The sequence below is a fragment of the Actinoplanes sp. NPDC051494 genome (genome assembly GCF_044454705.1).
In the GTDB taxonomy this organism is placed as follows: domain Bacteria; phylum Actinomycetota; class Actinomycetes; order Mycobacteriales; family Micromonosporaceae; genus Actinoplanes.
Genome location: NZ_JBITDZ010000011.1, coordinates 163351 through 182718, shown reverse-complemented (window position 1 = coordinate 182718; position 19368 = coordinate 163351). Strand labels below are relative to the sequence as shown.

Here is a 19368-nt window from a genome sequence, read left to right as displayed (position 1 = left end):
CTCGGTCAGCGCGGCAGCTCCTTGGCGATGACCTTGGACAGCTCGCGGAAGGCCTTGCCGCGGTGGCTGATGGCGTCCTTCTCGGCCGGGCTCAGCTCCGCGTTCGTGCGCTGCTGGCCCTCGCCGAGGAAGATCGGGTCGTAGCCGAAGCCGCCGGTGCCTCGCCGTGACCGCAGGATGCGGCCGGGCTGACGGCCCTCGACGAGGTGCTCGCGGCCGTTGGGCAGGACCAGGGCGGCCGCGCATACGAAGGCGCCGCCGCGGTGCTCGTCGGGCACGTCGCCGATCTGGGCGAGGACGAGGTCGAGGTTGGCCTGGTCGTCACCGTGGGAACCGGCCCAGCGGGCGCTGAACACGCCCGGCATGCCGTTGAGGGCGTCGACGGCGATGCCCGAGTCGTCGGCCACCGTCGGCAGGCCGGTGCGGGAAGCACCCTCACGGGCCTTGATGAGGGCGTTCTCGCCGAAGGTCAGGCCGGTCTCGGGGACGTCCGGGTAGCCGGGGAAGTCGCCCAGCCCGACCAGCTCGATGCCACCGGAGCCCAGCGTGTTGTCGAGGATGCGCTGCAGCTCGACCAGCTTCTTCTTGTTGCCCGTCGCGAGCAGGAGCCGGGAGGTCACGATGCCAGCGCCTTCTGCTGGGCCAGCGCGAGCTCGGAGCAGCCGAGGACGCCCAGGTCGAGCAGGGCGTCGAGCTGGTCGCGGCGGAAGACGTTGGCCTCGCCGGTGCCCTGGACCTCGACGAAGTCACCGTCACCGGTGCAGACGACGTTCATGTCGACCTCGGCGGAGACGTCCTCGTCATACATGAGGTCGAGGCGCGCCTCGCCGGCGATGATGCCGACGCTGACCGCCTGGATCGACCGGTGCAGGACGTTGGCCGGCTTGCCGGCGAGGGCCTTGCGGTCGGCCAGCCAGCCGACCGCGTCGTGCAGCGCCACGTAGGCGCCGGTGATCGCGGCGGTGCGGGTGCCGCCGTCGGCCTGCAGCACGTCGCAGTCGAGCACGATCGAGTTCTCGCCGAGTGCCTTGAGGTCGATGCAGGCCCGCAGGCTGCGCCCGATCAGCCGGGAGATCTCCTGGGTGCGGCCGCCGACCTTGCCCTTGACGCTCTCGCGGTCACCACGGGTGTTGGTCGCCCGCGGGAGCATCGCGTATTCAGCGGTCAGCCAGCCGAGGCCGGAGCCCTTACGCCAGCGGGGCACGCCCTCGGTGACGCTGGCGGTGCACAGCACACGGGTATTGCCGAACTCGACGAGCACCGACCCCTCGGGATGGATGCTCCACCGGCGGGTGAGGGTCACGGGACGGAGTTGGTCCGGCGCTCGGCCATCGGGTCGCGACATGGCCAAGAGCCTAGGCGGACCGCAACCGCTCCGCGCTGCCGGGTGCCAGACCTGTGGATAACCGTCCGGCACCGGGGAAGCCGCCTGTGGATAACCCCGGCCCGGGTGTTCCGGCCCTTGATAGACCTGACCGCAACACCCGTCGATCAGAGGAGGGGACGATGAGGTCAGGCGCGATCGATGGAAGCGGTGGCCCAGACGTCGGTGGCGGTGGCCATCACGGCCGGGACCGCGGGGCGCAGGCGGCGGGCCGTCTGACGCGCCAGTCTCGCCGACGGCAGCGACGTCGTCTGGGCGCCGTGCGCGCGCAGGAAGCCGTCGACGGCCTGCGGCCAGCCGAAAAGCTCAGCCCGGGCCCGGGCGGCGGTCCGGCGTTCGTCCTCCGGGCGGTCCATCAGGGCGCGGACGCCCTCGGCGAAGCCTTCCGGCGTCCCCGGCACGGCCAGCCCGGCCGTCCCGACGACCTCGGGCAACGCGCTGGCGTCGTTGACGACCACCGGCGTGCCGCAGGCGAGCGCTTCCAGCGCCGCCAGACCGAAGGTCTCCACGGGTCCCGGGGCGACCGCGACGTCCGCGCTGGCGAGCAGCGCCGCCACGTCGTCACGGTCGGCGATGTGCCCGGCGAAGCGGACCGGCAGGCGGGCCGACCGATAGGCCAGCGCGGCCCGGCGGGATCCGTCGCCGGCGATCACCAGCACCGCGGGTTGTTTGCCGGCACGCAGCGCGGCGATCGTGTCGACGGCCAGCTCCGGGCGCTTGTCGGCGGAGAGCCGGCTGCAGAAGACGATCAGGAGCTCGTCGGGGCGGGCGTACCGGGCCCGCACCGCGGGGTCCCGGCGGCTCGGGTGGAACTGACGCAGGTTGACCCCGAGTGGGATCTCGACCAGGTTGGGCACCCCCAGCCGGCGGAACTCGGCGGCGGCGAACGCCGTGGTGCAGACGATCTGGTCGAACGTCTCCGCGGTGCGCTGGTTGAGCCGGTCGGCGACGGAGTCGCGCTGCGGCATGTTCCACACGCCGAGCAGACCGGCCAGGCTCTCGTGGGAGACCATCATCGAGCCGACACCGCGCTCGCGGGCCCAGCGCCCGGTCCAGCGCAGGGTCGACCGGTCGGAGACCTCGAGACGGTCGGGGGCGAGCTCGTCGAGCAGCCTGGTCAGCTCGCGGCGGCTGGCGATGACGCGGTATCCACCCGTGCGCGGCAGGCGGTGACCCGGCAGCGTGATCACCCGGCCCTGCTCGGTCATCTCGTCGGAACGCTCACGACCCGGCACGATCAGGATCGGCTCGTGGCCGGCACGCAGATAGCCCTCGCCGAGGTGGCGAAGGGCCGTTCGCAGGCCGCCGGAACGGGGTGAGACGAAGTTCGCCAGTCGGACGATGCGCAGTCCACGCCCGCCCACTGATCGACCGGTCATGCAGGGCACTCCAAGGTCACAATCGATTCCGATGGTGCGCTCGTGCCGTCCCCCCGGCAACCTCACAGATCGTAGCGGGCACCCGGGCGGACAACCTCCACCGGACCCGTGTACGCCGCACACGCGGCCTCCACAGTAGAGGCCTCCGACGCCCACGCGGGTACCAAATGGGTCAAGAGTAGACGACCTACATCGGCCTTTGTGGCCGCTTCACCGGCCTCGCCGCCGGTCAGATGCAGGTCGGGAGGGTTGGGACGGCCATCGAGGTAACTCGCCTCACAGAGGAACAGATCGGCGCCCTGTGCCAGGCGCAACAGGGGCTCGCACGGAGCGGTGTCGGACGAGTACGCAAGGACACTGCCGTTGTGCTCGACGCGTACGCCGTAGGTCTCGATCGGATGGTTGACCCGGTCCGCGGTGACCGTGAACGGGCCGATCGGGAACGTGCCCGGTTGCAGACCGTAGAAGGTGTAGACGTCGTCGACCGGTTCGGCGTCGGCGCTGTACGCCGCGGCGATGCGCTCGGCCGCACCCATCGGCGCGTAGACGGGCAACGGCGGCAGCGGGCCGCCCGGGTTGTAACGGCGAACCACCACATAGGTGCATGCGTCGAGCATGTGATCGCAATGGAGGTGAGTGATGAGAATGGCGTCGATCGCGTCGATTCCCGCATAGCGCTGAAGAGCGGAGAGTGAGCCTGAACCGAAGTCGATCAGTAGCCGAAAACCATCGGCCTCGACGAGATAGGCGGAACAAGCCGACTCGGGGCCGGGAAAACTGCCGGCACAGCCGAGAACGGTCAGTCGCATACGGGTCCCTCTGGTTCACGCTCGGTCGCCCACGTCCCCGCCGACCGGTTCCCGGCAGAGTTGGCAGACCAGACAATCACGCTGCGCAGCCTACGCCGGGACCAGCACGTCCGGTAAACGTCTGATCGATTTGTCGCTAAATCGACAACCTATGTCACAGGTGCCGTGAGCTGGGTCATTTTCGGACGCGTTACGCCTCGTGAGTCGCATCCGTTGCACTGGGTGAGGGGATTGCACCGGGACAAATGGGAGGGGCGAACTGTGACGACCACGGATCTGGACGAAACAACACGAACACGAGAGGTAACCGCGCCGGAGGTTGTCCCTTTCGGCTGGGAACCGACCCGGCCGGTCGCCTCCACGGTGAGCGATTCCGGTGACGAACAGGCCCGGTTCCGGTTCCCCGCGGCCGACGATCCCACGCCCGGCACCCGGCGGCTGCTGAGCATGTCGATCTACGCGTCGCTGCTCGGTCTGGGCGGCGTCGGCGTCGGGATCCGGGGCATGGTGTCCCTGATCGGTGGCGGCGTGCCCATCTGGTACACGTGGGTGCTGGCTGTCCTCGGCATGGTGAGCGTCGCCATGGCCGTCGCGGCCTTCCTGTCCATCCACCGGCGGTTCCTCCCGTGGGTCCTGCTGCTGGCCGCAGCCGTGCCGCTGGCCGCCGACGTGCTGCTCGCCGTCACGTACTGACCGCACCGGACCGGGGAGGAGGAACAGCGCTGGGGCGACCCGGCCGGGCCGCCCCAGAGATGGGCCCTCAGGCCCAGAGCTGACCTTCGAGGGCTTCCTCGGCGTCGGTGAGGGTGCCGCCGTAGGCACCGGTCGAGAGGTATTTCCAACCGCCGTCGCAGACCACGAACGCCACGTCCGCCCGCTTGCCGGCCTTGACCGCCTCGTGGGCGACCGCGAGGGCCGCGTGGAAGATCGCGCCGGTGGAGAACCCGGCGAAGATGCCTTCGACCTCGACGAGCTGGCGGGTGCGCAGGACCGCGTCCCGGGTGCCCACGGAGAAGCGGCGGTTGAGGACCGTGGCGTCATAGAGCTCGGGGACGTAGCCCTCGTCGATGTTGCGGAGGCCGTAGACCAGTTCGCCGTAGCGGGGCTCCGCCGCGACGATCTGGATTCCCTCGACCTTTTCGCGCAGGTAGCGGCCCGTGCCCATGAGGGTTCCGGTGGTTCCCAGACCGGCCACGAAGTGGGTGATCGTGGGCAGGTCCTCCAGGAGTTCCGGGCCGGTCGTCTCGTAGTGGGCCTGGGCGTTCGCCGGGTTGCCGTACTGGAACAGCATCACCCAGTCCGGGTGCTCCGCCGCGATCTGTTTGGCCGTGGCGACCGCCTGGTTGGAGCCGCCCGCGGCCGGCGAGAAGATGATCTCCGCTCCGTACATGCGCAGGAGCTGGATCCGCTCGGACGAGACGTTCTCGGGCATGACGCAGACGATGCGGTAACCGCGCAGCTTGGCCACCATGGCCAGCGCGATGCCCGTGTTGCCGCTGGTCGGCTCCAGGATGGTGTCGCCGGGGCGCAGCCGGCCCGACGCCTCGGCCTCGCGGACCATGTGCAGGGCCGGCCGGTCCTTGATGCTGCCCGTCGGGTTGCGGTCCTCGAGCTTGGCCCAGAGCCGCACCGGCGGCGCCCCTTCGGGCACCGTCGGTGAGAGCCGGGGCAGGCCGACGAGCGGCGTGCCCCCGCAGGCGTCGAGGAGGCTCTCGTAGCGAGCCATGGCGGTTAGCGCCCGAGGATCGCGGCGGCCGCGGCGAAGCCGAGCGCACCGCCGGCCACGGCCGGGAGGATGGTGATCGAGTCGCCGTCGTTGAGCTTCGCGTCGAGGGCGCCGAGGAAGCGGACGTCCTCGTCGTTGACGTAGATGTTCACGAAGCGGTGCAGGCCACCCTCGGGGGTGATGAGCCGTCCCTTGAGGCCGGAGTGCTTGGCGTCGAGGTCGTCGAGCAGGCCGGCGAGGGTCTCGCCGGAACCCTCGACGATCTTCGAGCCGCCGGTGTAGGTGCGCAGGATGGTGGGGATGCGAACTTCGATAGCCATGGTGGAAGTGCTCCTAGACAGAGAGAAGTGATCGGCCGGACGGGTCGCTCAGCGACACTCGTAATAGACCGATGCCGGGCTCTGCCCGAACATGAACGACTGGACGGCGAAGACGTCCGCACTCACACTCACGCGTCAACCGTCGCATCCACGATGCTGACCTCTTCCTCGGACACCACACCGTCCACGATACGGAACGAGCGGATTTCCTCGGCATCGGGTTCACGGGTCGAGACGAGCAGGTAGTGCGCGCCCGGCTCACCGGCGAACGAGATGTCGGTGCGGGACGGGTAGGCCTCGGTGGCGGTGTGCGAGTGGTAGATGACGACGGGTTCCTCGTCGTTGTCGTCCATCTCGCGCCAGACCCGCAGCTGCTCCATCGAGTCGAACTCGTAGAACGTCATCGATCGGGCCGCGTTGTCCATCGGGATGTGCCGCGTCGGGCGGTCGGCGCCGATCGGACCGGCGACCACGCCACAGGCCTCGTCGGGGTGGTCCCGGCGGGCGTGGGCGACGATCGCGTCGATGATCGCACTGTCGATGGTCAGCACGCTGTTCACATTACCGTGACGAGCAGCGACACCGGGCGTGGCGGTGCTCACGCCCGGACCGTGGGCATGCCGGGCCGATGCCCGGGTAGGGAACAGAACATGAAGCAGCGCAGCATTGGAAACGTCCAGGTCGGGGCCATCGGGCTCGGTGGCATGCCGATGTCCATCGAAGGTCGCCCCGATACCGACCGGTCCGTCCGTACCATCCATGCCGCTCTTGATGCGGGTGTGACCCTGATCGACACCGCCGACGCGTATCACCTCGACGCCGGCGACGTCGGCCACAACGAGTCGCTGATCGCGCAGGCGCTCGCAAGCTACGGCGGCGACACCTCCGGCGTCCTGGTCGCCACGAAGGGCGGCCACCAGCGGCCCGGTGGCGGTGCGTGGACGCTCGACGGCTCCCCCGCGCACCTGAAGGAGGCGGTCGAGGGGTCGCTGAAGCGGCTCGGTGTCGACGCGATCGGGCTGTACCAGTTCCATCGACCCGACCCGAACACCCCGTACGCGGACTCGGTCGGCGCGATCCGCGACCTGCTCGACCAGGGCAAGATCCGGATGGCCGGCATCTCCAACGCCGACCCCGCGCAGATCCGGCAGGCGCAGGAGATCCTCGGCGGCCGGCTGGTGTCGGTGCAGAACCAGTTCTCGCCCGCGTTCCGCTCGTCGGAGCCCGAGCTCCAGCTCTGTGACGAGCTGGGCATCGCGTTCCTGCCGTGGTCGCCGCTGGGCGGCATCGGCAAGGGCGACAAGCTCGGCGACAGCGCTTTCGGCAAGGTGGCGCAGGCTCACGGGGTGAGCCCGCAGCAGGTGACCCTCGCCTGGATGCTGGCCAAGAGCCCGGTGGTGATCCCGATCCCGGGCGCGAGCCGCCCGGAATCGATCACCGACTCGGCGCAGGCCACCGAGCTGACGCTGTCCGCCGACGAGATCGCCGAGCTCGACGCGGCGTGACGAAGGCCTAGCGCTCCTCGATCTCCGGGAGCGCGTTCAGCAGGGATTCCTGCAGATAGCCCAGGTACGCGTACACGGAGAGCTGGAAGACACGGCTGGAGGCCGGATCCTCGACCACCGCCGTGTCCAGCTCCTCGCCGAGGTCGGTGTCCGCCTGGATGTCGAGCCGGGTGCCCATGGCCAGCCGGGCGTCGTTGATCGCCCGCAGCCAGGCCTCCGCCTCCTCGCCGTCCAGGCGGACCTCGCCGGGACCGTCGTCGGGCAGCGCCGCGAGGATGGCACCGGCCTGGTCGAGCTTGCCGGTCTTGATGTCGCCCTCGGTGTACAGGCGGAACTCGGCGGAGTCGTCCGGGCGGTCCGGGTAGATGTCCGGGAAGAGCCGGCCGACCACGGGATCGGTGTGGTCGAAGCCGTCCATCAGCAACCCGACGACCTCGCCGGCCACCTTCCGCAACACCCGCACCTCGTCCACGGCGAAGGTCGCCACACATTGGTTGCCTGTGCGCCGGAACATCAGTAGATCACCCGCCCGCTATCGATCCGTACCCGTACAGTCACGCTTTGTCCACCGTTGCCCACAGACCGTAGCCATGAAGCTGCGAGGCGTCCATCTCCATGCGCTCGCGCGCACCGGTCGACACGACTGCCTTGCCCTTGTTGTGAACGTCGAGCATCAACAGCTCGGCCTTGTCCCGGCTGTAGCCGAAGAGCTTCTGAAACACCCACGTCACGTACGACATGAGGTTGACCGGATCGTCCCAGACGATGGTCACCCACGGCCGGTCATCAGCCGGCACCTCCTCTATTTGTGGCGTTTCTGCTGGAGCGACCTGAGGCGACGCCATGCCACCATCGTGCCACGCCCGCCGGGAAGAAGAACCGACCGCCGAGCGATGACGCGTCGGCGGAAAGGGTGTAGCGCGAGAGACCGGCCGCTCAGCGGGGGCCGAATACTCACCGAAACCAATCTTGGTACTCATTCTCGGACGGCGTACTGGACACGCTCCCAAGCTGACAGATCTCGATATGCTGGCGCGGTGGAGCACTGGGGCTTCGTCGGCCGTGCCGCCGACCTGTCCCGCCTGCGCACGATCGCGGTCAGCCCGGCCGAACGCGGCCTGATCCTCAGCGGCGCGGCGGGCATCGGGAAGAGCCGCCTCCTGCACGAGGCGGTCAGCAGCCTGCCGGCGGGTCGGTGGGCGGTTCACCGTGCCTCCGCCACCATCGCCGGCTCCGGGCTCCCGTTCGGCGGCCTGGCCCAGATCCTGCCCACCGACCCGCCCGCCGGCCTCTCCCCCGCCGGCATGCTGCGCTGGGCGGTCGACGGGCTCCAGGCCGATGCGGACGGCCGCCCGATCGTGCTCGCCGTGGACGACGCCCACCTGCTCGACCCGCCGTCGGCCGCACTGACCCACCTGCTGGTCCGCGAGGGGGCGACACTGCTCGCCACGCTGCGCACCTCCGAGCCCGTACCCTCCCCCATCAGCGCATTGTGGACCGAAGGCCTGGTGCGGCACGCCGAGCTGGCACCGCTGCCGGACGAGGACTCCCGGGCGCTGCTGGCCGAGCTGGTCGGCGGCCCGGTCGAAGCCGGCACGGCGCAACGGCTCGGCCGCCTCGGCGGCGGAAACCCCCTCCTGCTGCGGGAGCTGGTCATCGCCGCGATCGGTGGTGGCGAGCTGACCCAGGCGTACGGTTTCTGGCGCTGGACCGGCCGCCTCGCGCTCGCGCCCAGCCTCGCCGAGCTGGTGGACGCCCGGATCGGCGGCCTCAGCGGGGGCGTCCGCGACGTGCTCGAGCTGGTCGCCCTCGGCGAGCCCATCGGCCTCGGGCTGCTGCTGCGCGGTGCCGACCCGGCCGACGTCGAGAACGCCGAGGAACGCGGGCTGATCCAGGTCGTCAAGGACGAACGCCGCCACGAGGTGCGACTGGCCCACCCGCTGTACGGCGAGGTGGTCCGGCGGCGCTGCCCGGTCACCCGGGCCCGGCGGCTGCAGGCCACCCTCGCGGACCTGATCGAGAGCGCGGGCTCCCGGCGCCGCACCGACCTGCTGCGCGTCGCGGTGCTGCGGCTCGACTCGGGCACCGCGCAGGACCACACGCTGCTGCTCGACGCGGCGCGGCAGGCGTTCGCCGGCTTCGACATCGACCTCGCCCGCCGGCTCGCCACCGCGGCCGGGGACGCCGGAGCCGGATTCCCCGCGGCGGAGTTGCTGGCCACCGCCCTGCTGTTCGCCGACGAACCGGAACGGGCCCTCGCCGTCCTGGACGCCGAGGTGGACGACAGCGCCCGCTGGATCACCGCCCGCGCCGCCGTCGAGTTCTTCGGGCTGGGCCGGGCCGAGGCCGCCGGGACCCTCGCCGACGCCGCCAAGACCCTGGCCGCGAACGACCAGAGCGCCGACGTCGCCCGGATCCGCGCGTTCGAGGCGCTCGTCCGGCTCCAGATCGGCGGCGTGAGCTGCGCCCACGAACTGGCCGACGGAGTGCTCGCCGAGCCCACCGCGCCCGTACCCTCCCGCGGTCTTGCCCTGTGTGTCCTGGCCTTCCTCGCCGCGTCCGAGGGCGACCCGGTGCGTTCCCGGGAGCTGCTCGCCACCGTCATGGCGGACACCGCGGCCTGGCGCAAGGACACCCCGACCCTGCAGTACGCGCTGCAGATGGCCCTGGGCACGCTGGTGAGCGTCACCCTCGACCTGCCCGGGATCGACCGGATCCTGACCGCCGAGTTCGCCGGGCCGGTGCAGGCCGGCGGCTTCGGCTTCGGCTCGGGCTGGGTGTCACTGCTCCGGGCCAGGGCCGCCTGGCTGCGCGGGCACACCGACGACGCGCTGACCGCGGTCGAACAGGCCTGCGCCGCGCTGGCGCCGACCCGGGTCTACGACGGTGGCGCCCACTACGCCCGCGCCACCGTCGCGGCGATGCGCGGCGACGCGGCCCTCGCCACCGCCTCGCTGCGGATCGCCGACGCGGCCTCAGGCGGGGCCGCCGGGATCTACTACCCATGGGACGAACAGGCCCGGGCCTGGACATACGCCAGCATGGGCGAGGTCGCGGCGGCCGTCCGCGTGCTGCTCGACCTCGCCGACCGGCTCCGCGCCGACGGCTTCACCGCCCACGAACTGCTGGCCGTGTACGACCTGGTCCGCCTCGGTCACCCCGAACTCGCCGCGGAACGCCTCACCGGGCCGGCGGGCCAGGCGGTCGCGGCCTCCGGCGGCCGGGTCGCCCCACTGCTCGTACGGCATATCCGGGCCGGGGAGGACGGCGAGGCGCATCTCACGCTGGCCCGTGAATTCGCGGTCCTCGGCTACCAGATCTTCGCCGCCGAGGCCGCCGCGAGCGCCGTGCGGATCTTCCGGACCGTCCGCGACCCCCGCGCCCTGGCGGCTAGCACACTGCTCGCGGATGTGCTCAGCCGCTGCGACACACTGCGCACTCCCGCCCTGCTGGCGGTGCAACCGGCACTGACCGTACGCGAACGGCAGGTCGCCGAGTTGGCAGCCGGCGGCGTCCGCAGCCGGGAGATCGCCGACCGCTTGTTCCTGTCGCCACGCACGGTGGAGAACCACCTACAGCGCGTCTACACCAAGCTCGGGGTCAACGGCCGGAATGAGCTGGCCCCAGCATTACGCCTGCTGCCGCAATAAGGTGGTCGGGTGAACGACTTCGCCCCGGCCATGCTGACCGACCAGTACGAGCTGACCATGATCAGCGCCGCCCTCAAGGACGGCACGGCCGAGCGCCGCAGCGTCTTCGAGGTGTTCGCCCGGCGCCTGCCCACCGGGCGGCGTTACGGCGTGGCCGCCGGCCAGGGCCGCCTGATCGACCTGATCAACCGGTTCCGCTTCCGTGACGAGGACATCAGCTTCCTGCGCACCGCCGGCATCGTCGACGAGACCACCGCGGCCTGGCTCAAGGACTACCGCTTCACCGGCGACATCGACGGGTACGCGGAGGGCGAACTGTTCTTCCCCGGGTCACCGATCCTGACGGTGTCCGGGGGCTTCGCGGAATGCGTCGTCCTCGAAACGGTCATCCTGTCCGTGCTCAACCACGACAGCGCGGTCGCGTCGGCGGCCGCCCGGATGGTCACCGCTGCCCGGGGCCGGCCGATCATCGAGATGGGCTCACGGCGTACCCATGAAGAGGCCGCGGTGGCAGCGGCCCGCGCGTCCTACCTCGCGGGTTTCGCCTCCACGTCCAACCTCGCCGCGGGCAGCCGGTACGGCATCCCCACCACCGGCACGTCCGCCCACGCGTTCACCCTGCTCCACGACGACGAGCCGGCCGCGTTCGCCTCCCAGGTGGCGACGCTGGGCAAGAACACCACACTGCTGGTCGACACGTACGACATCGCCCAGGGCATCCGCAACGCCATCGCGGTCGCCGGCCCCGACCTGCGAGCGGTCCGCATCGACTCCGGCGACCTCTCGGTCCTCGCCCAGCACTCCCGCGAACTCCTGGACTCCCTCGGCGCCACCGAAACCAAGATCGTCGTCTCCGGCGACATGGACGAATACGCCATCTCCAGCCTGGCGGCAGAACCCGTCGACATGTACGGCGCGGGCACGGCGGTGGTCACCGGCTCCGGAGCGCCGACCGCTGGGCTCGTCTACAAACTCGTCGAGGTCGAAGGCCGCGCGGTGGTCAAACGCTCGGAGAACAAGGCCACGGTCGGCGGCCGCAAGACCGCCATCCGCCGTCACAAGCCGACCGGCACCGCCACCGAGGAGATCATCGTCTCCCAGGGCGTCCCCGACCACCTGCCCAACGACCGCTTCCTGCAGCGCTCCTTCGTGGCAGCCGGCGAACCCACCGAGATCCCCACCCTCGCCGAATCCCGCGAACACCTGCGCCAGTGCCTGATCTCCATCCCCTGGGAAGGCCTCAAGCTCTCATCCGGCGACCCGGCCGTCCCCGTCACCGTGATCCCGACGGCCTGAAAGGTCCACCGATGTCCAAGGCGCTCATCATCGTCGACGTCCAGAACGACTTCTGCGAAGGAGGCTCCCTCGCGGTCCAGGGCGGCACCGGCGTAGCGGAAGCCATCACCGCGGCCGTGTCCCAGCCCGCCACCTGGGACCACATCGTGGCGACGAAGGACTTCCACGTCGACCCCGGAACCCACTTCAGCGACCACCCCGACTACGTCGACACCTGGCCGGTCCACTGCGTCGCAGGAACCCCCGGCTCCGACTTCCACCCGGCCCTGGCAACGGACAAGATCGAGGCGGTCTTCCACAAGGGCGCTTACGAGGCGGCCTACTCCGGCTTCGAGGGCCGCACCGAAGCCGGCGAAACACTCACCGACTGGCTGAGGACCCACGGCGTGACCACGGTCGACGTGGTCGGCATCGCAACCGACCACTGCGTCCGGGCAACCGCCCTGGACGCGAAAAAGGCCGGCTTCGAAACCCACGTCATCCTGTCCATGACAGCAGGCGTCTCCCCGGCGACGACGGCGGCGGCCCTCGACCAGCTGACCGAAGCCAAGGTAACCACCACCGGAGACCCGGTGGTCATCACAGCCTGAGCCCCCGGCAGGCCCAGCCGCCCGATCCGCCTCGTGTCGGCCGGTCCATGCCCGGCCATCCTTCAGCCTGCCCAGCACTCAGCCTGCTTAACGTCACTCAGCCTGTCTGACGCCACTCAGCCTGCCCAGCACCACTCAGGCTGCGGCCAGCTCCTGCCGGACCACGGCGACCAGAGCGTGACGCCGCTTGACCGTCTTCGGACTGCCCAGCAGCACCCGGCCTGGCCTGCTCAGACCTGAGGGAAGCCGCTCGGCCTGCTCTACTGGAAGCCACTCGGACGAGCTGAGCGAAGCCGAACCGGGCCGGGCCAGGCCGGGCCGAGCCGAACTGGGCTGGGCCGAACCGAACCGAACCGAGCCGAGCCGGGCCGGGCCGGGCCGGGCCGGGCCGGGCCGGGCCGGGCCGGGCCGGGCCGGGCCGGGCCGGGCCGGGCCAAGCCGGGCCGGGCCGAACCGAACCGGGCTGGGCCGGGCCAAGCCGGGCCGAACCGAACCGAACCGAGCCGGGCCGGGCCGGGCCGGGCCGGGCCGGGCCGAACCGAGCCGGGCCGAGCCGAACCGGGCCGAGCTGGGCCGGGCCGAGCCGGGCCGAGCCGAACCGGGCCGAGCCGAACCGGGCCGAGCCGAACCGGGCCGAGCCCGGCCGAGCCCGGCCGAGCCCGGCCGAGCCCGGCCGAGCCGAGCCCGGCCGGGAGCTGTTCCGATCTTGGCCTGCCTTCTTCAGCCTGCCCGGCAGTTCGGCCCACCCGACACTGCTTGGCTCAGGCCTGCCCTCCCCCGCTCGATCCACCCTGCCGAGCCCGAGCCCGAGCCCGAGTCCGGCTCCGGGGCGGGCAGGGTCTGATGGTCAGCGGGCCGATGTCGGGGCATCCGGGCTTCCGTTGTTCGGGCTTCCGGCGCTCGGGCCCCCGTCGGCCGGCGCCCTTCCGGGGCCGGCGATCCCGGAGGCGGCCATTCCAGGCGCCACCGTCACAGGATCAGCCACCGCGTATCCCTCCGCCCCCGGCGGGACCGCACCCGGCGGGAACGCACCCGGCGGGACCGCACCCGAGCTGTCGGGGACTGTGCTGATGGTGTCGGCCGGGCGGGTGAGTCCGCGGCGGCGGCGGAGTTCGATGGGGAGAACGGTGGCCGCTACCAGCAGGCCTACGCCTCCAACCGCGGTGAAACCCCAGGCCGGGGAGAAGGTGTCCATCACTACGCCGGCGAGCGGTGCCCCCAGTGCCACCCCCACGGTCAGCGAGGAGTTGTGCCAGCCCATGGCTTCGCCTCGAGCGGCGGCCGGGGTCAGGCGACTGACCGCGTCCGCGGTGGCTGTGATCAAGGGGGCGCAGAGGGCGCCGGCTGGGAGCAGCAGGACAGCCAGGAGCCACCAGTGGTCGCCCGCGAGGCCCACCGGGATGGTCAGGAGTGCCATCGGGGTGAGGAGTGCCAGCGGGGGAAGGCCCTGCCGGACCATGCCGTACGCGAAGCCGCCCGCGAGTGAGTAGACCGCCCAGATCGACAGGACGGCGCCCGTCCATTGGACCTGGCCGGAATCCCGGAGGACCGCCACCACCGCGACGTCGGTGCCGCTGAGGACCAGGGTCGCGGCGCTGCTGATGGCCAGGACGGCGACCAGGCGGGGACGGAGCCACGCGCTGCGGGGGACGCGGTCGCCGGCGGAGACCGGGGCCTCGTCGTGTGCCCGGATGGGTGGGTTGAGCAGGAAAAGACCGACACCGGACAGCAGGATGCCGGTGCCGACGACGAGCATCGCCACCCGGGGGCCGGCTGTGGTGCTGATGAGGACGCCCAGAGCCGGGCCGGTCATGAACGAGAGCTCGGTGGTGATCGAGTCCAGAGCGAAGGCCGGCAGCCGGTGCGACTCGGGGGCGAGCGCGGCGATGGACTGCCGGGCGACCGCGAAGGCGGGCAACGTCAGGAAGCCACCCACGAAGGCCGCCACGAGCAGCGCCCAGTACGGCAAGGCTTGCGCCGAGGTCCAGAAGATCACTTCGGCGACCGTGGTGAGCACCAGCACGGGTCGCAGGCCACGCCGGTCGGTGATCCGGCCCATGATCGGCGCGCCCAGTGAGCCACCGACGGTGAACAGGGCACCGACGAGTCCTGCCGCGCCATATCCCAGACCGAGATCCAGGGTGACGTGCAGTGTCAGCGTGACGGTGCCGGCCGTGATCGGGATCCGCGCCAGCGTGGCCACGATGAGCAGCGACTTGATACCGCGCAGCGCGAGCGTCTCCCGGTAAGGCGTCAAGGTCATGAGCGGTCCTCACCTCCGCGGGCCAGTCTGCCGTGCCGGTACGACAGTTTCTCCAGCGGGGGACGATCAAGCCCCGGATCCGCAGCGGATGGTGCGGGAGGGACAGGAAGAAACGCGGAAGCCAAGGCGGCGCGAGGCGGGACGAGGCCCGGGCAGGGCGCAGCCGGGGGTAGGCGCAACCGGGGGGATGCGAAAAGCCCGGCTCGGTCGTGAGACCGGGCCGGGCTTTTCGGGGCTTGATCAGATACTGATCAGAGCTTGGTCAGCGCTTCTTCTTGCGGTCGCTCAAGTCTTCCTTGTACGTCGCGCCGCCGTCGGACTCGCTTGTCAGGGGGCGGGCTCCACCTTCCGGGGGGCCGGCGATCGACTGTTCGCCGGCTGCGAGCTCCGGGAACTTGGCGTCGAAGGCGGGGCGCTCCGAGCGGATGCGGGGCATCTTGTCGAAGTTGCGGAGCGGGGGCGGGGAGGAGGTTGCCCACTCGAGGGAGTTGCCCGCGCCCCAGGGGTCGTCCACCGTAACGAGCTGGCCGACCTTGTAGGACTTCCAGCAGTTGTAGATGAACGGCAGGGTCGACGCTCCCAGGATGAAGGAGCCGATCGTGGAGAACGTGTTCAGGAACGTGAAGCCGTCCGTGGGGAGGTAGTCGGCGTAGCGGCGGGGCATGCCCTCCGCGCCGAGCCAGTGCTGCACCAGGAACGTGGCGTGGAAGCCGAGGAAGGTCAGCCAGAAGTGGACCTTGCCGAGGCGGTCGTCGAGCATGCGGCCGAACATCTTCGGGAACCAGAAGTAGATGCCCGAGAAGACGGCGAACACGATCGTGCCGAACAGCACGTAGTGGAAGTGCGCGATGACGAAGTAGGAGTCCGACACGTGGAAGTCGATGGGCGGGGCGGCGAGCAGCACGCCGGAGAGGCCACCGAACAGGAACGTGACGAGGAAGCCGATCGCGAACAGCATCGGGGTCTCGAAGCTGATCTGGCCGCGCCACATCGTGCCGATCCACACGAAGAACTTCATGCCGGTCGGGACCGCGATGAGGAAGCTCAGGAAGCTGAAGAACGGCAGCAGCACCTGGCCGGTGACGAACATGTGGTGTGCCCACACGCTCATCGACAGCGCGGCGATCAGCAGGGTCGCGCCGACCAGGCCCTTGTAGCCGAAGACGGGCTTGCGGCTGAAGACCGGGATGACCTCGGTGATGATGCCGAAGAACGGCAGCGCCACGATGTAGACCTCGGGGTGCCCGAAGAACCAGAAGAGGTGCTGCCAGAGCATCGGGCCGCCGGTGGCCACGTCGAAGACGTGCGCGCCGAGGACACGGTCGGCCGCCAGGGCGAACAGCGCCGCCGCGAAGAACGGGAAGACCATGATCACCAGGAGCATCGTCACCAGGATGTTCCAGGTGAGGATCGGCATCCGGAACATCGTCATGCCGGGCGCCCGGAGCGTGATCACCGTGGTGATGATGTTGACGCCACCGAGGATGGTGCCGAGGCCGGAGATCGCGAGACCGACGACCCACATGTTGCCGCCGACACCCGGTGAGTGCAGCGAGTCGCTGAGCGGGGTGTAGGCGAACCAGCCGAAGTCGGCGGCGCCGCCCGGGGTCAGGAACCCGCTGATGGTGATCGTGCCGCCGAACAGGTACAGCCAGTACGCGAACGCGTTGAGCCGCGGGAACGACACGTCGGGCGCGCCGATCTGGATCGGCACCAGGAAGTTCGCGAACGCGAACACGATCGGTGTCGCGAAGAACAGCAGCATGATCGTGCCGTGCATCGTGAACAGCTGGTTGTACTGCTCGGGCGACAGGAGCTGCATGCCCGGCTGGGCCAGCTCCGTCCGCATGAGCAGAGCCATCAAGCCGCCCAGCATGTAGAACACGAAGGCGGTGATCATGTACATGATCCCGATCTGCTTCGCGTCCGTGGTCCGCAGGATCCGCGCGAGGGCCGAACCCTTGACCTGCTGCCTGACCGGCCAAGGCCGGGTCACGATCGGCTTAGGCGCAACGGTCGTCACGGATAGCCTCCGGTGTCTCGTTCGTCCCACTGCGTACGCCCGAGTGAAAGGCGTACCTCGCAGGCAGAATAGTCCCCCGCCGACCCCCGGCGGGCGCGGGGTGACCAAAGAGCACCCAGGTCCTAGAACGGCTCCACAAGTGCCCGGTAGTGATCAGTGAAGATCCTCTGACCCCGCCTTCGCAGCATAGGGTCGCGCAGAGCGGGCGCTACGTCCCGGGTGCCGTCCCGCTCGTGGGTCCGTTCCCGCACCAGGTCACAGCGCTGCCGGCGACGATCTTCGTACGCGTCGAGCGCGACCCGGACGTCGCCGTCCGCCCGCTTGAGCACCTCGCCGAGCACGACCGCGTCCTCCAGCGCCATGGCGGCGCCCTGGGCGAGCGTGGGCGCGGTGGCGTGGGCAGCGTCACCGACCAGGAGCACGGATCCGCGGGAGTAGCGCTCCAGCACCACTTCGTCGGTGCGGGCGACCTGCACTTTCTCCAGGGCGCCGAGGATCGCCGGCACGCACCCGCCGAAGTCGGCGAACAGCTCCCGCAGCCGTGCGCGGGGGTCGGCCGGGTTCGGGGTGCCGTCCGCGACGGTCTCGTCGGCGTAGCAGTACAGCTTGCGACCGCCCATCGGCATCGCGACGATCTGCGACCGGCGCCCGAGCAGAGCGGTCCAGTCACTGAGGGCGGGACCGCCGCTGACCACGCTGCGGTACACGATCTGGCCGGTCGGGGTGGCCGCGCCGCCGAGGCCGGTGCGTTCGCGGATCATCGAGCGGCGGCCGTCGGCGCCGACCACGAGGTCGTACTCCGCGACGGAGCCGTCACCGAACTCGACCTTGACCGCGCCGTCGAGCAGATGCAGGTCACGCACCGCGGTGTCGTAACGGACCTCGCCGCCGACGCCGGTGAGCAGCACCTGTTGCAGGTCCGCACGCGACAGCGCCCGCGACTCACCGACCCCGGCCCAGAGCGCGGCCGCGTCCAGCTCGAACAGCGGCTGACCGTGGGAGTCCTGGAACATCTGCCGGAAGATCAGGTCACCGAGGGGGCGCAGGGGTGCGTCGAGGCCGAGCATGCGCAGCGCGCGGCCGGCGTTTCCGGGCAGGAAGATGCCGGCGCCGGGGACCATGGTGGCGGGCAGTTCCTCCACCACGTCGGGCCGGAAGCCGGCGATCCGGAGTCCTCTCGCTGCCGCGAGACCACTGACACCGGCGCCTACGACGAGGATCCGCAGGGTCATCGCAGCAACGCCTCCGAGGGGTGTTCGATACGCGTCGGAGCCAAGACACTACCGGCCGCCACGATGACTGGAAACCTGTGACGCCCGACGCGTCCGATTTGTTCAAGACGCGAGCTTCGATGTGCTCGTAGCGTCGTCGACATGGCACCTACCTTCACCGCGGTCGGCCTGGCAGTGGCCGACATGGGAAAAACACTCGCGTTCTATCGCCGGCTCGGGCTCGACATCCCGGCCGGGGCGGACGGCGCACCGCACGCCGAAGCCGAGGTCCCGGGCCACGGCAAGCTCATGTGGGACACGGGTCACCCGGTCCCGCCGGGCCCGGGCCGGATCAATCTCGCGTTCGCCTGCGAGAGCCCGGCCGAGGTCGATGCGACGTACGCCGGGATGGTCGGCGCGGGATACGCGTCCGAGCGGGAGCCCTGGGACGCGCCGTGGGGCCAGCGGTACGCCGTGATCCTCGACCCGGACGGCAACGGCGTGGATCTGTTCGCACCGCTCATGTGACCAGCTGCCCGAGCGGGAGCCCGGCCAGCGCTCTGACGTCACGCGACAGATGGGCCTGGTCGGCATAGCCCGCCAGCACCGAGACCTCCGCGAACGGCCGGCCGGCTCGGGCGAGCCCCATGGCGCGCTGAAAACGTACGATCCGGGTCAGGGTCTTGGGGGCGTAGCCGAAAGAGCTCGCGCACCGCCGCTGCAGGTGTCGCGGGCTCAGGCCGCACGAATCGGCGATCGCGGCCACCGTCAGCCCGGCCCGGGCCCCGGCAGCCACCGCCCTCGTCGCCTGGTCGGGGGCCCGCCATCGGCGCCGGGCGAATTCCTCCAGCGCGGCCGGCGGGTCATCCGCCTCGGCGACCGCGCGCACCACGGCGGACGGCATCAGCTCGTCGAGCGGCACCTGGCGGTCGGTCAGCTCGTCGGCCGGGACGCCGAGGATGCCCGGCCCCACGCCGTCGGCGAAGCGCAACGCGAAGAACCGGCTGCCGGCCACCGGAACCGGTGCGACCTGGGCGGTCGTGTCCGGCCCGGCGACGAGGACGGACCCGTCCTGCCAGATCACGTCGAGGCAGCCGTCGGGCAGGACGCGCGTCGCCGGGGAGTCCGGCGGGACGACACTGCGCCAGGCGGTGACGTGCGGGAGCGATGAAGGCCGTTCTGCGTACATGCCCCGACCCTGCCACCGGGGTA

At 70.7% G+C, this 19368-nt stretch carries 18 protein-coding genes and 1 pseudogene; 6 read left to right on the top strand and 13 right to left on the bottom strand.

Annotated features, from left to right (window positions below):
• Nucleotides 1-5: 5 nt before the first annotated feature.
• From rdgB to ACIA6A_RS31980, 4 genes are all read right to left on the bottom strand, one after another.
• Nucleotides 6-620: an RdgB/HAM1 family non-canonical purine NTP pyrophosphatase gene (gene rdgB / locus ACIA6A_RS31995; protein ID WP_396101689.1), complete on the bottom strand. Its 615-nt coding sequence runs from the start codon at nt 618-620 to the stop codon at nt 6-8.
• Entirely contained in the window at nt 617-1345 is a 729-nt protein-coding gene (rph, locus tag ACIA6A_RS31990) for a ribonuclease PH (protein WP_396101688.1), read from the bottom strand. The genes rdgB and rph overlap by 4 nt, the downstream gene beginning before the upstream one ends.
• Before the next feature lie 167 nt (nt 1346-1512).
• On the bottom strand, nt 1513-2763 hold the full coding sequence (locus ACIA6A_RS31985) for a glycosyltransferase (RefSeq protein ID WP_396101687.1): 1251 nt from the start codon (nt 2761-2763) through the stop codon (nt 1513-1515).
• A gap of 62 nt (nt 2764-2825) precedes the next feature.
• On the bottom strand, nt 2826-3572 hold the full coding sequence (locus ACIA6A_RS31980) for an MBL fold metallo-hydrolase (protein WP_396101686.1): 747 nt from the start codon (nt 3570-3572) through the stop codon (nt 2826-2828).
• A gap of 363 nt (nt 3573-3935) precedes the next feature.
• Here ACIA6A_RS31980 and ACIA6A_RS31975 point away from each other — a divergent pair, with 363 nt between their 5' ends.
• A complete protein-coding gene (locus ACIA6A_RS31975) occupies nt 3936-4265 on the top strand; it encodes a hypothetical protein (protein ID WP_396101685.1) in 330 nt (109 codons plus the stop codon).
• Nucleotides 4266-4332: 67 nt separating this feature from the next.
• On the opposite strand, the gene ACIA6A_RS31970 is transcribed toward ACIA6A_RS31975, so the two are convergent.
• From ACIA6A_RS31970 to ACIA6A_RS31960, 3 genes and pseudogenes are all read right to left on the bottom strand, one after another.
• Complete coding sequence (locus ACIA6A_RS31970) at nt 4333-5298, bottom strand: PLP-dependent cysteine synthase family protein (RefSeq protein ID WP_396101684.1); 966 nt, start codon at nt 5296-5298, stop codon at nt 4333-4335.
• A 5-nt stretch (nt 5299-5303) separates the two neighbouring features.
• On the bottom strand, nt 5304-5618 hold the full coding sequence (locus ACIA6A_RS31965) for a MoaD/ThiS family protein (protein WP_396101683.1): 315 nt from the start codon (nt 5616-5618) through the stop codon (nt 5304-5306).
• A 48-nt stretch (nt 5619-5666) separates the two neighbouring features.
• Nucleotides 5667-6169, bottom strand: a pseudogene (locus ACIA6A_RS31960) (Mov34/MPN/PAD-1 family protein).
• A 99-nt stretch (nt 6170-6268) separates the two neighbouring features.
• Between ACIA6A_RS31960 and ACIA6A_RS31955 the strand changes: the two are divergent.
• Nucleotides 6269-7123: an aldo/keto reductase gene (locus tag ACIA6A_RS31955; protein ID WP_396101682.1), complete on the top strand. Its 855-nt coding sequence runs from the start codon at nt 6269-6271 to the stop codon at nt 7121-7123.
• A 7-nt stretch (nt 7124-7130) separates the two neighbouring features.
• Here the strand turns inward: ACIA6A_RS31955 and ACIA6A_RS31950 are convergent, their stop codons facing one another.
• Entirely contained in the window at nt 7131-7637 is a 507-nt protein-coding gene (locus tag ACIA6A_RS31950; RefSeq protein ID WP_396101681.1) for a DUF2017 domain-containing protein, read from the bottom strand.
• 40 nt (nt 7638-7677) lie between these two features.
• Nucleotides 7678-7968, bottom strand: a complete 291-nt coding sequence (clpS, locus tag ACIA6A_RS31945; protein WP_396101680.1) for an ATP-dependent Clp protease adapter ClpS — start codon at nt 7966-7968, stop codon at nt 7678-7680.
• Between the two features lie 192 nt (nt 7969-8160).
• Here clpS and ACIA6A_RS31940 point away from each other — a divergent pair, with 192 nt between their 5' ends.
• From ACIA6A_RS31940 to ACIA6A_RS31930, 3 genes are read left to right on the top strand one after another with little or no spacing between them, the layout of a single operon-like run.
• Nucleotides 8161-10773 (top strand): LuxR C-terminal-related transcriptional regulator, encoded by a 2613-nt coding sequence (locus ACIA6A_RS31940; RefSeq protein ID WP_396101679.1) that lies wholly within the window; start codon nt 8161-8163, stop codon nt 10771-10773.
• Between the two features lie 9 nt (nt 10774-10782).
• Entirely contained in the window at nt 10783-12069 is a 1287-nt protein-coding gene (locus ACIA6A_RS31935) for a nicotinate phosphoribosyltransferase (protein ID WP_396101678.1), read from the top strand.
• Nucleotides 12070-12080: 11 nt separating this feature from the next.
• Complete coding sequence (locus tag ACIA6A_RS31930; protein ID WP_396101677.1) at nt 12081-12659, top strand: isochorismatase family protein; 579 nt, start codon at nt 12081-12083, stop codon at nt 12657-12659.
• A gap of 847 nt (nt 12660-13506) precedes the next feature.
• Here the strand turns inward: ACIA6A_RS31930 and ACIA6A_RS31925 are convergent.
• The 3 genes from ACIA6A_RS31925 to ACIA6A_RS31915 all read right to left on the bottom strand — a co-directional run bounded on the left by ACIA6A_RS31925 (nt 13507) and on the right by ACIA6A_RS31915 (nt 18177).
• Complete coding sequence (locus ACIA6A_RS31925) at nt 13507-14922, bottom strand: MFS transporter (protein WP_396101676.1); 1416 nt, start codon at nt 14920-14922, stop codon at nt 13507-13509.
• A gap of 262 nt (nt 14923-15184) precedes the next feature.
• Nucleotides 15185-16945, bottom strand: coding sequence for a cytochrome c oxidase subunit I (gene ctaD / locus ACIA6A_RS31920; protein ID WP_396101675.1), 1761 nt, complete (start codon nt 16943-16945; stop codon nt 15185-15187).
• A 122-nt stretch (nt 16946-17067) separates the two neighbouring features.
• On the bottom strand, nt 17068-18177 hold the full coding sequence (locus tag ACIA6A_RS31915; protein WP_396101674.1) for an FAD-dependent monooxygenase: 1110 nt from the start codon (nt 18175-18177) through the stop codon (nt 17068-17070).
• A gap of 141 nt (nt 18178-18318) precedes the next feature.
• Here ACIA6A_RS31915 and ACIA6A_RS31910 point away from each other — a divergent pair, with 141 nt between their 5' ends.
• Nucleotides 18319-18684 carry a VOC family protein gene (locus ACIA6A_RS31910; RefSeq protein WP_396101673.1) on the top strand — a complete coding sequence of 122 codons (366 nt, stop codon included), beginning with the start codon at nt 18319-18321 and terminating at the stop codon, nt 18682-18684.
• Here the strand turns inward: ACIA6A_RS31910 and ACIA6A_RS31905 are convergent.
• Entirely contained in the window at nt 18677-19345 is a 669-nt protein-coding gene (locus tag ACIA6A_RS31905) for a helix-turn-helix domain-containing protein (protein WP_396101672.1), read from the bottom strand. The genes ACIA6A_RS31910 and ACIA6A_RS31905 overlap by 8 nt on opposite strands.
• Nucleotides 19346-19368: the final 23 nt, after the last annotated feature.

What these genes read in the sequence shown, in the direction of transcription:
- ACIA6A_RS31970 (WP_396101684.1), bottom strand. Translation starts at nt 5,298, where the DNA reads ATGGCTCGCTACGAGAGCCTCCTCGACGCCTGCGGGGGCACGCCGCTC.
- ACIA6A_RS31955 (WP_396101682.1), top strand. Translation starts at nt 6,269, where the DNA reads ATGAAGCAGCGCAGCATTGGAAACGTCCAGGTCGGGGCCATCGGGCTC.
- clpS (WP_396101680.1), bottom strand. Translation starts at nt 7,968, where the DNA reads ATGGCGTCGCCTCAGGTCGCTCCAGCAGAAACGCCACAAATAGAGGAG.
- ACIA6A_RS31905 (WP_396101672.1), bottom strand. Translation starts at nt 19,345, where the DNA reads ATGTACGCAGAACGGCCTTCATCGCTCCCGCACGTCACCGCCTGGCGC.
- ACIA6A_RS31930 (WP_396101677.1), top strand. Translation starts at nt 12,081, where the DNA reads ATGTCCAAGGCGCTCATCATCGTCGACGTCCAGAACGACTTCTGCGAA.
- ACIA6A_RS31910 (WP_396101673.1), top strand. Translation starts at nt 18,319, where the DNA reads ATGGCACCTACCTTCACCGCGGTCGGCCTGGCAGTGGCCGACATGGGA.
- ACIA6A_RS31980 (WP_396101686.1), bottom strand. Translation starts at nt 3,572, where the DNA reads ATGCGACTGACCGTTCTCGGCTGTGCCGGCAGTTTTCCCGGCCCCGAG.
- ACIA6A_RS31985 (WP_396101687.1), bottom strand. Translation starts at nt 2,763, where the DNA reads ATGACCGGTCGATCAGTGGGCGGGCGTGGACTGCGCATCGTCCGACTG.
- ACIA6A_RS31950 (WP_396101681.1), bottom strand. Translation starts at nt 7,637, where the DNA reads ATGTTCCGGCGCACAGGCAACCAATGTGTGGCGACCTTCGCCGTGGAC.
- ACIA6A_RS31965 (WP_396101683.1), bottom strand. Translation starts at nt 5,618, where the DNA reads ATGGCTATCGAAGTTCGCATCCCCACCATCCTGCGCACCTACACCGGC.
- ACIA6A_RS31925 (WP_396101676.1), bottom strand. Translation starts at nt 14,922, where the DNA reads ATGACCTTGACGCCTTACCGGGAGACGCTCGCGCTGCGCGGTATCAAG.
- ACIA6A_RS31915 (WP_396101674.1), bottom strand. Translation starts at nt 18,177, where the DNA reads ATGACCCTGCGGATCCTCGTCGTAGGCGCCGGTGTCAGTGGTCTCGCG.
- rph (WP_396101688.1), bottom strand. Translation starts at nt 1,345, where the DNA reads ATGTCGCGACCCGATGGCCGAGCGCCGGACCAACTCCGTCCCGTGACC.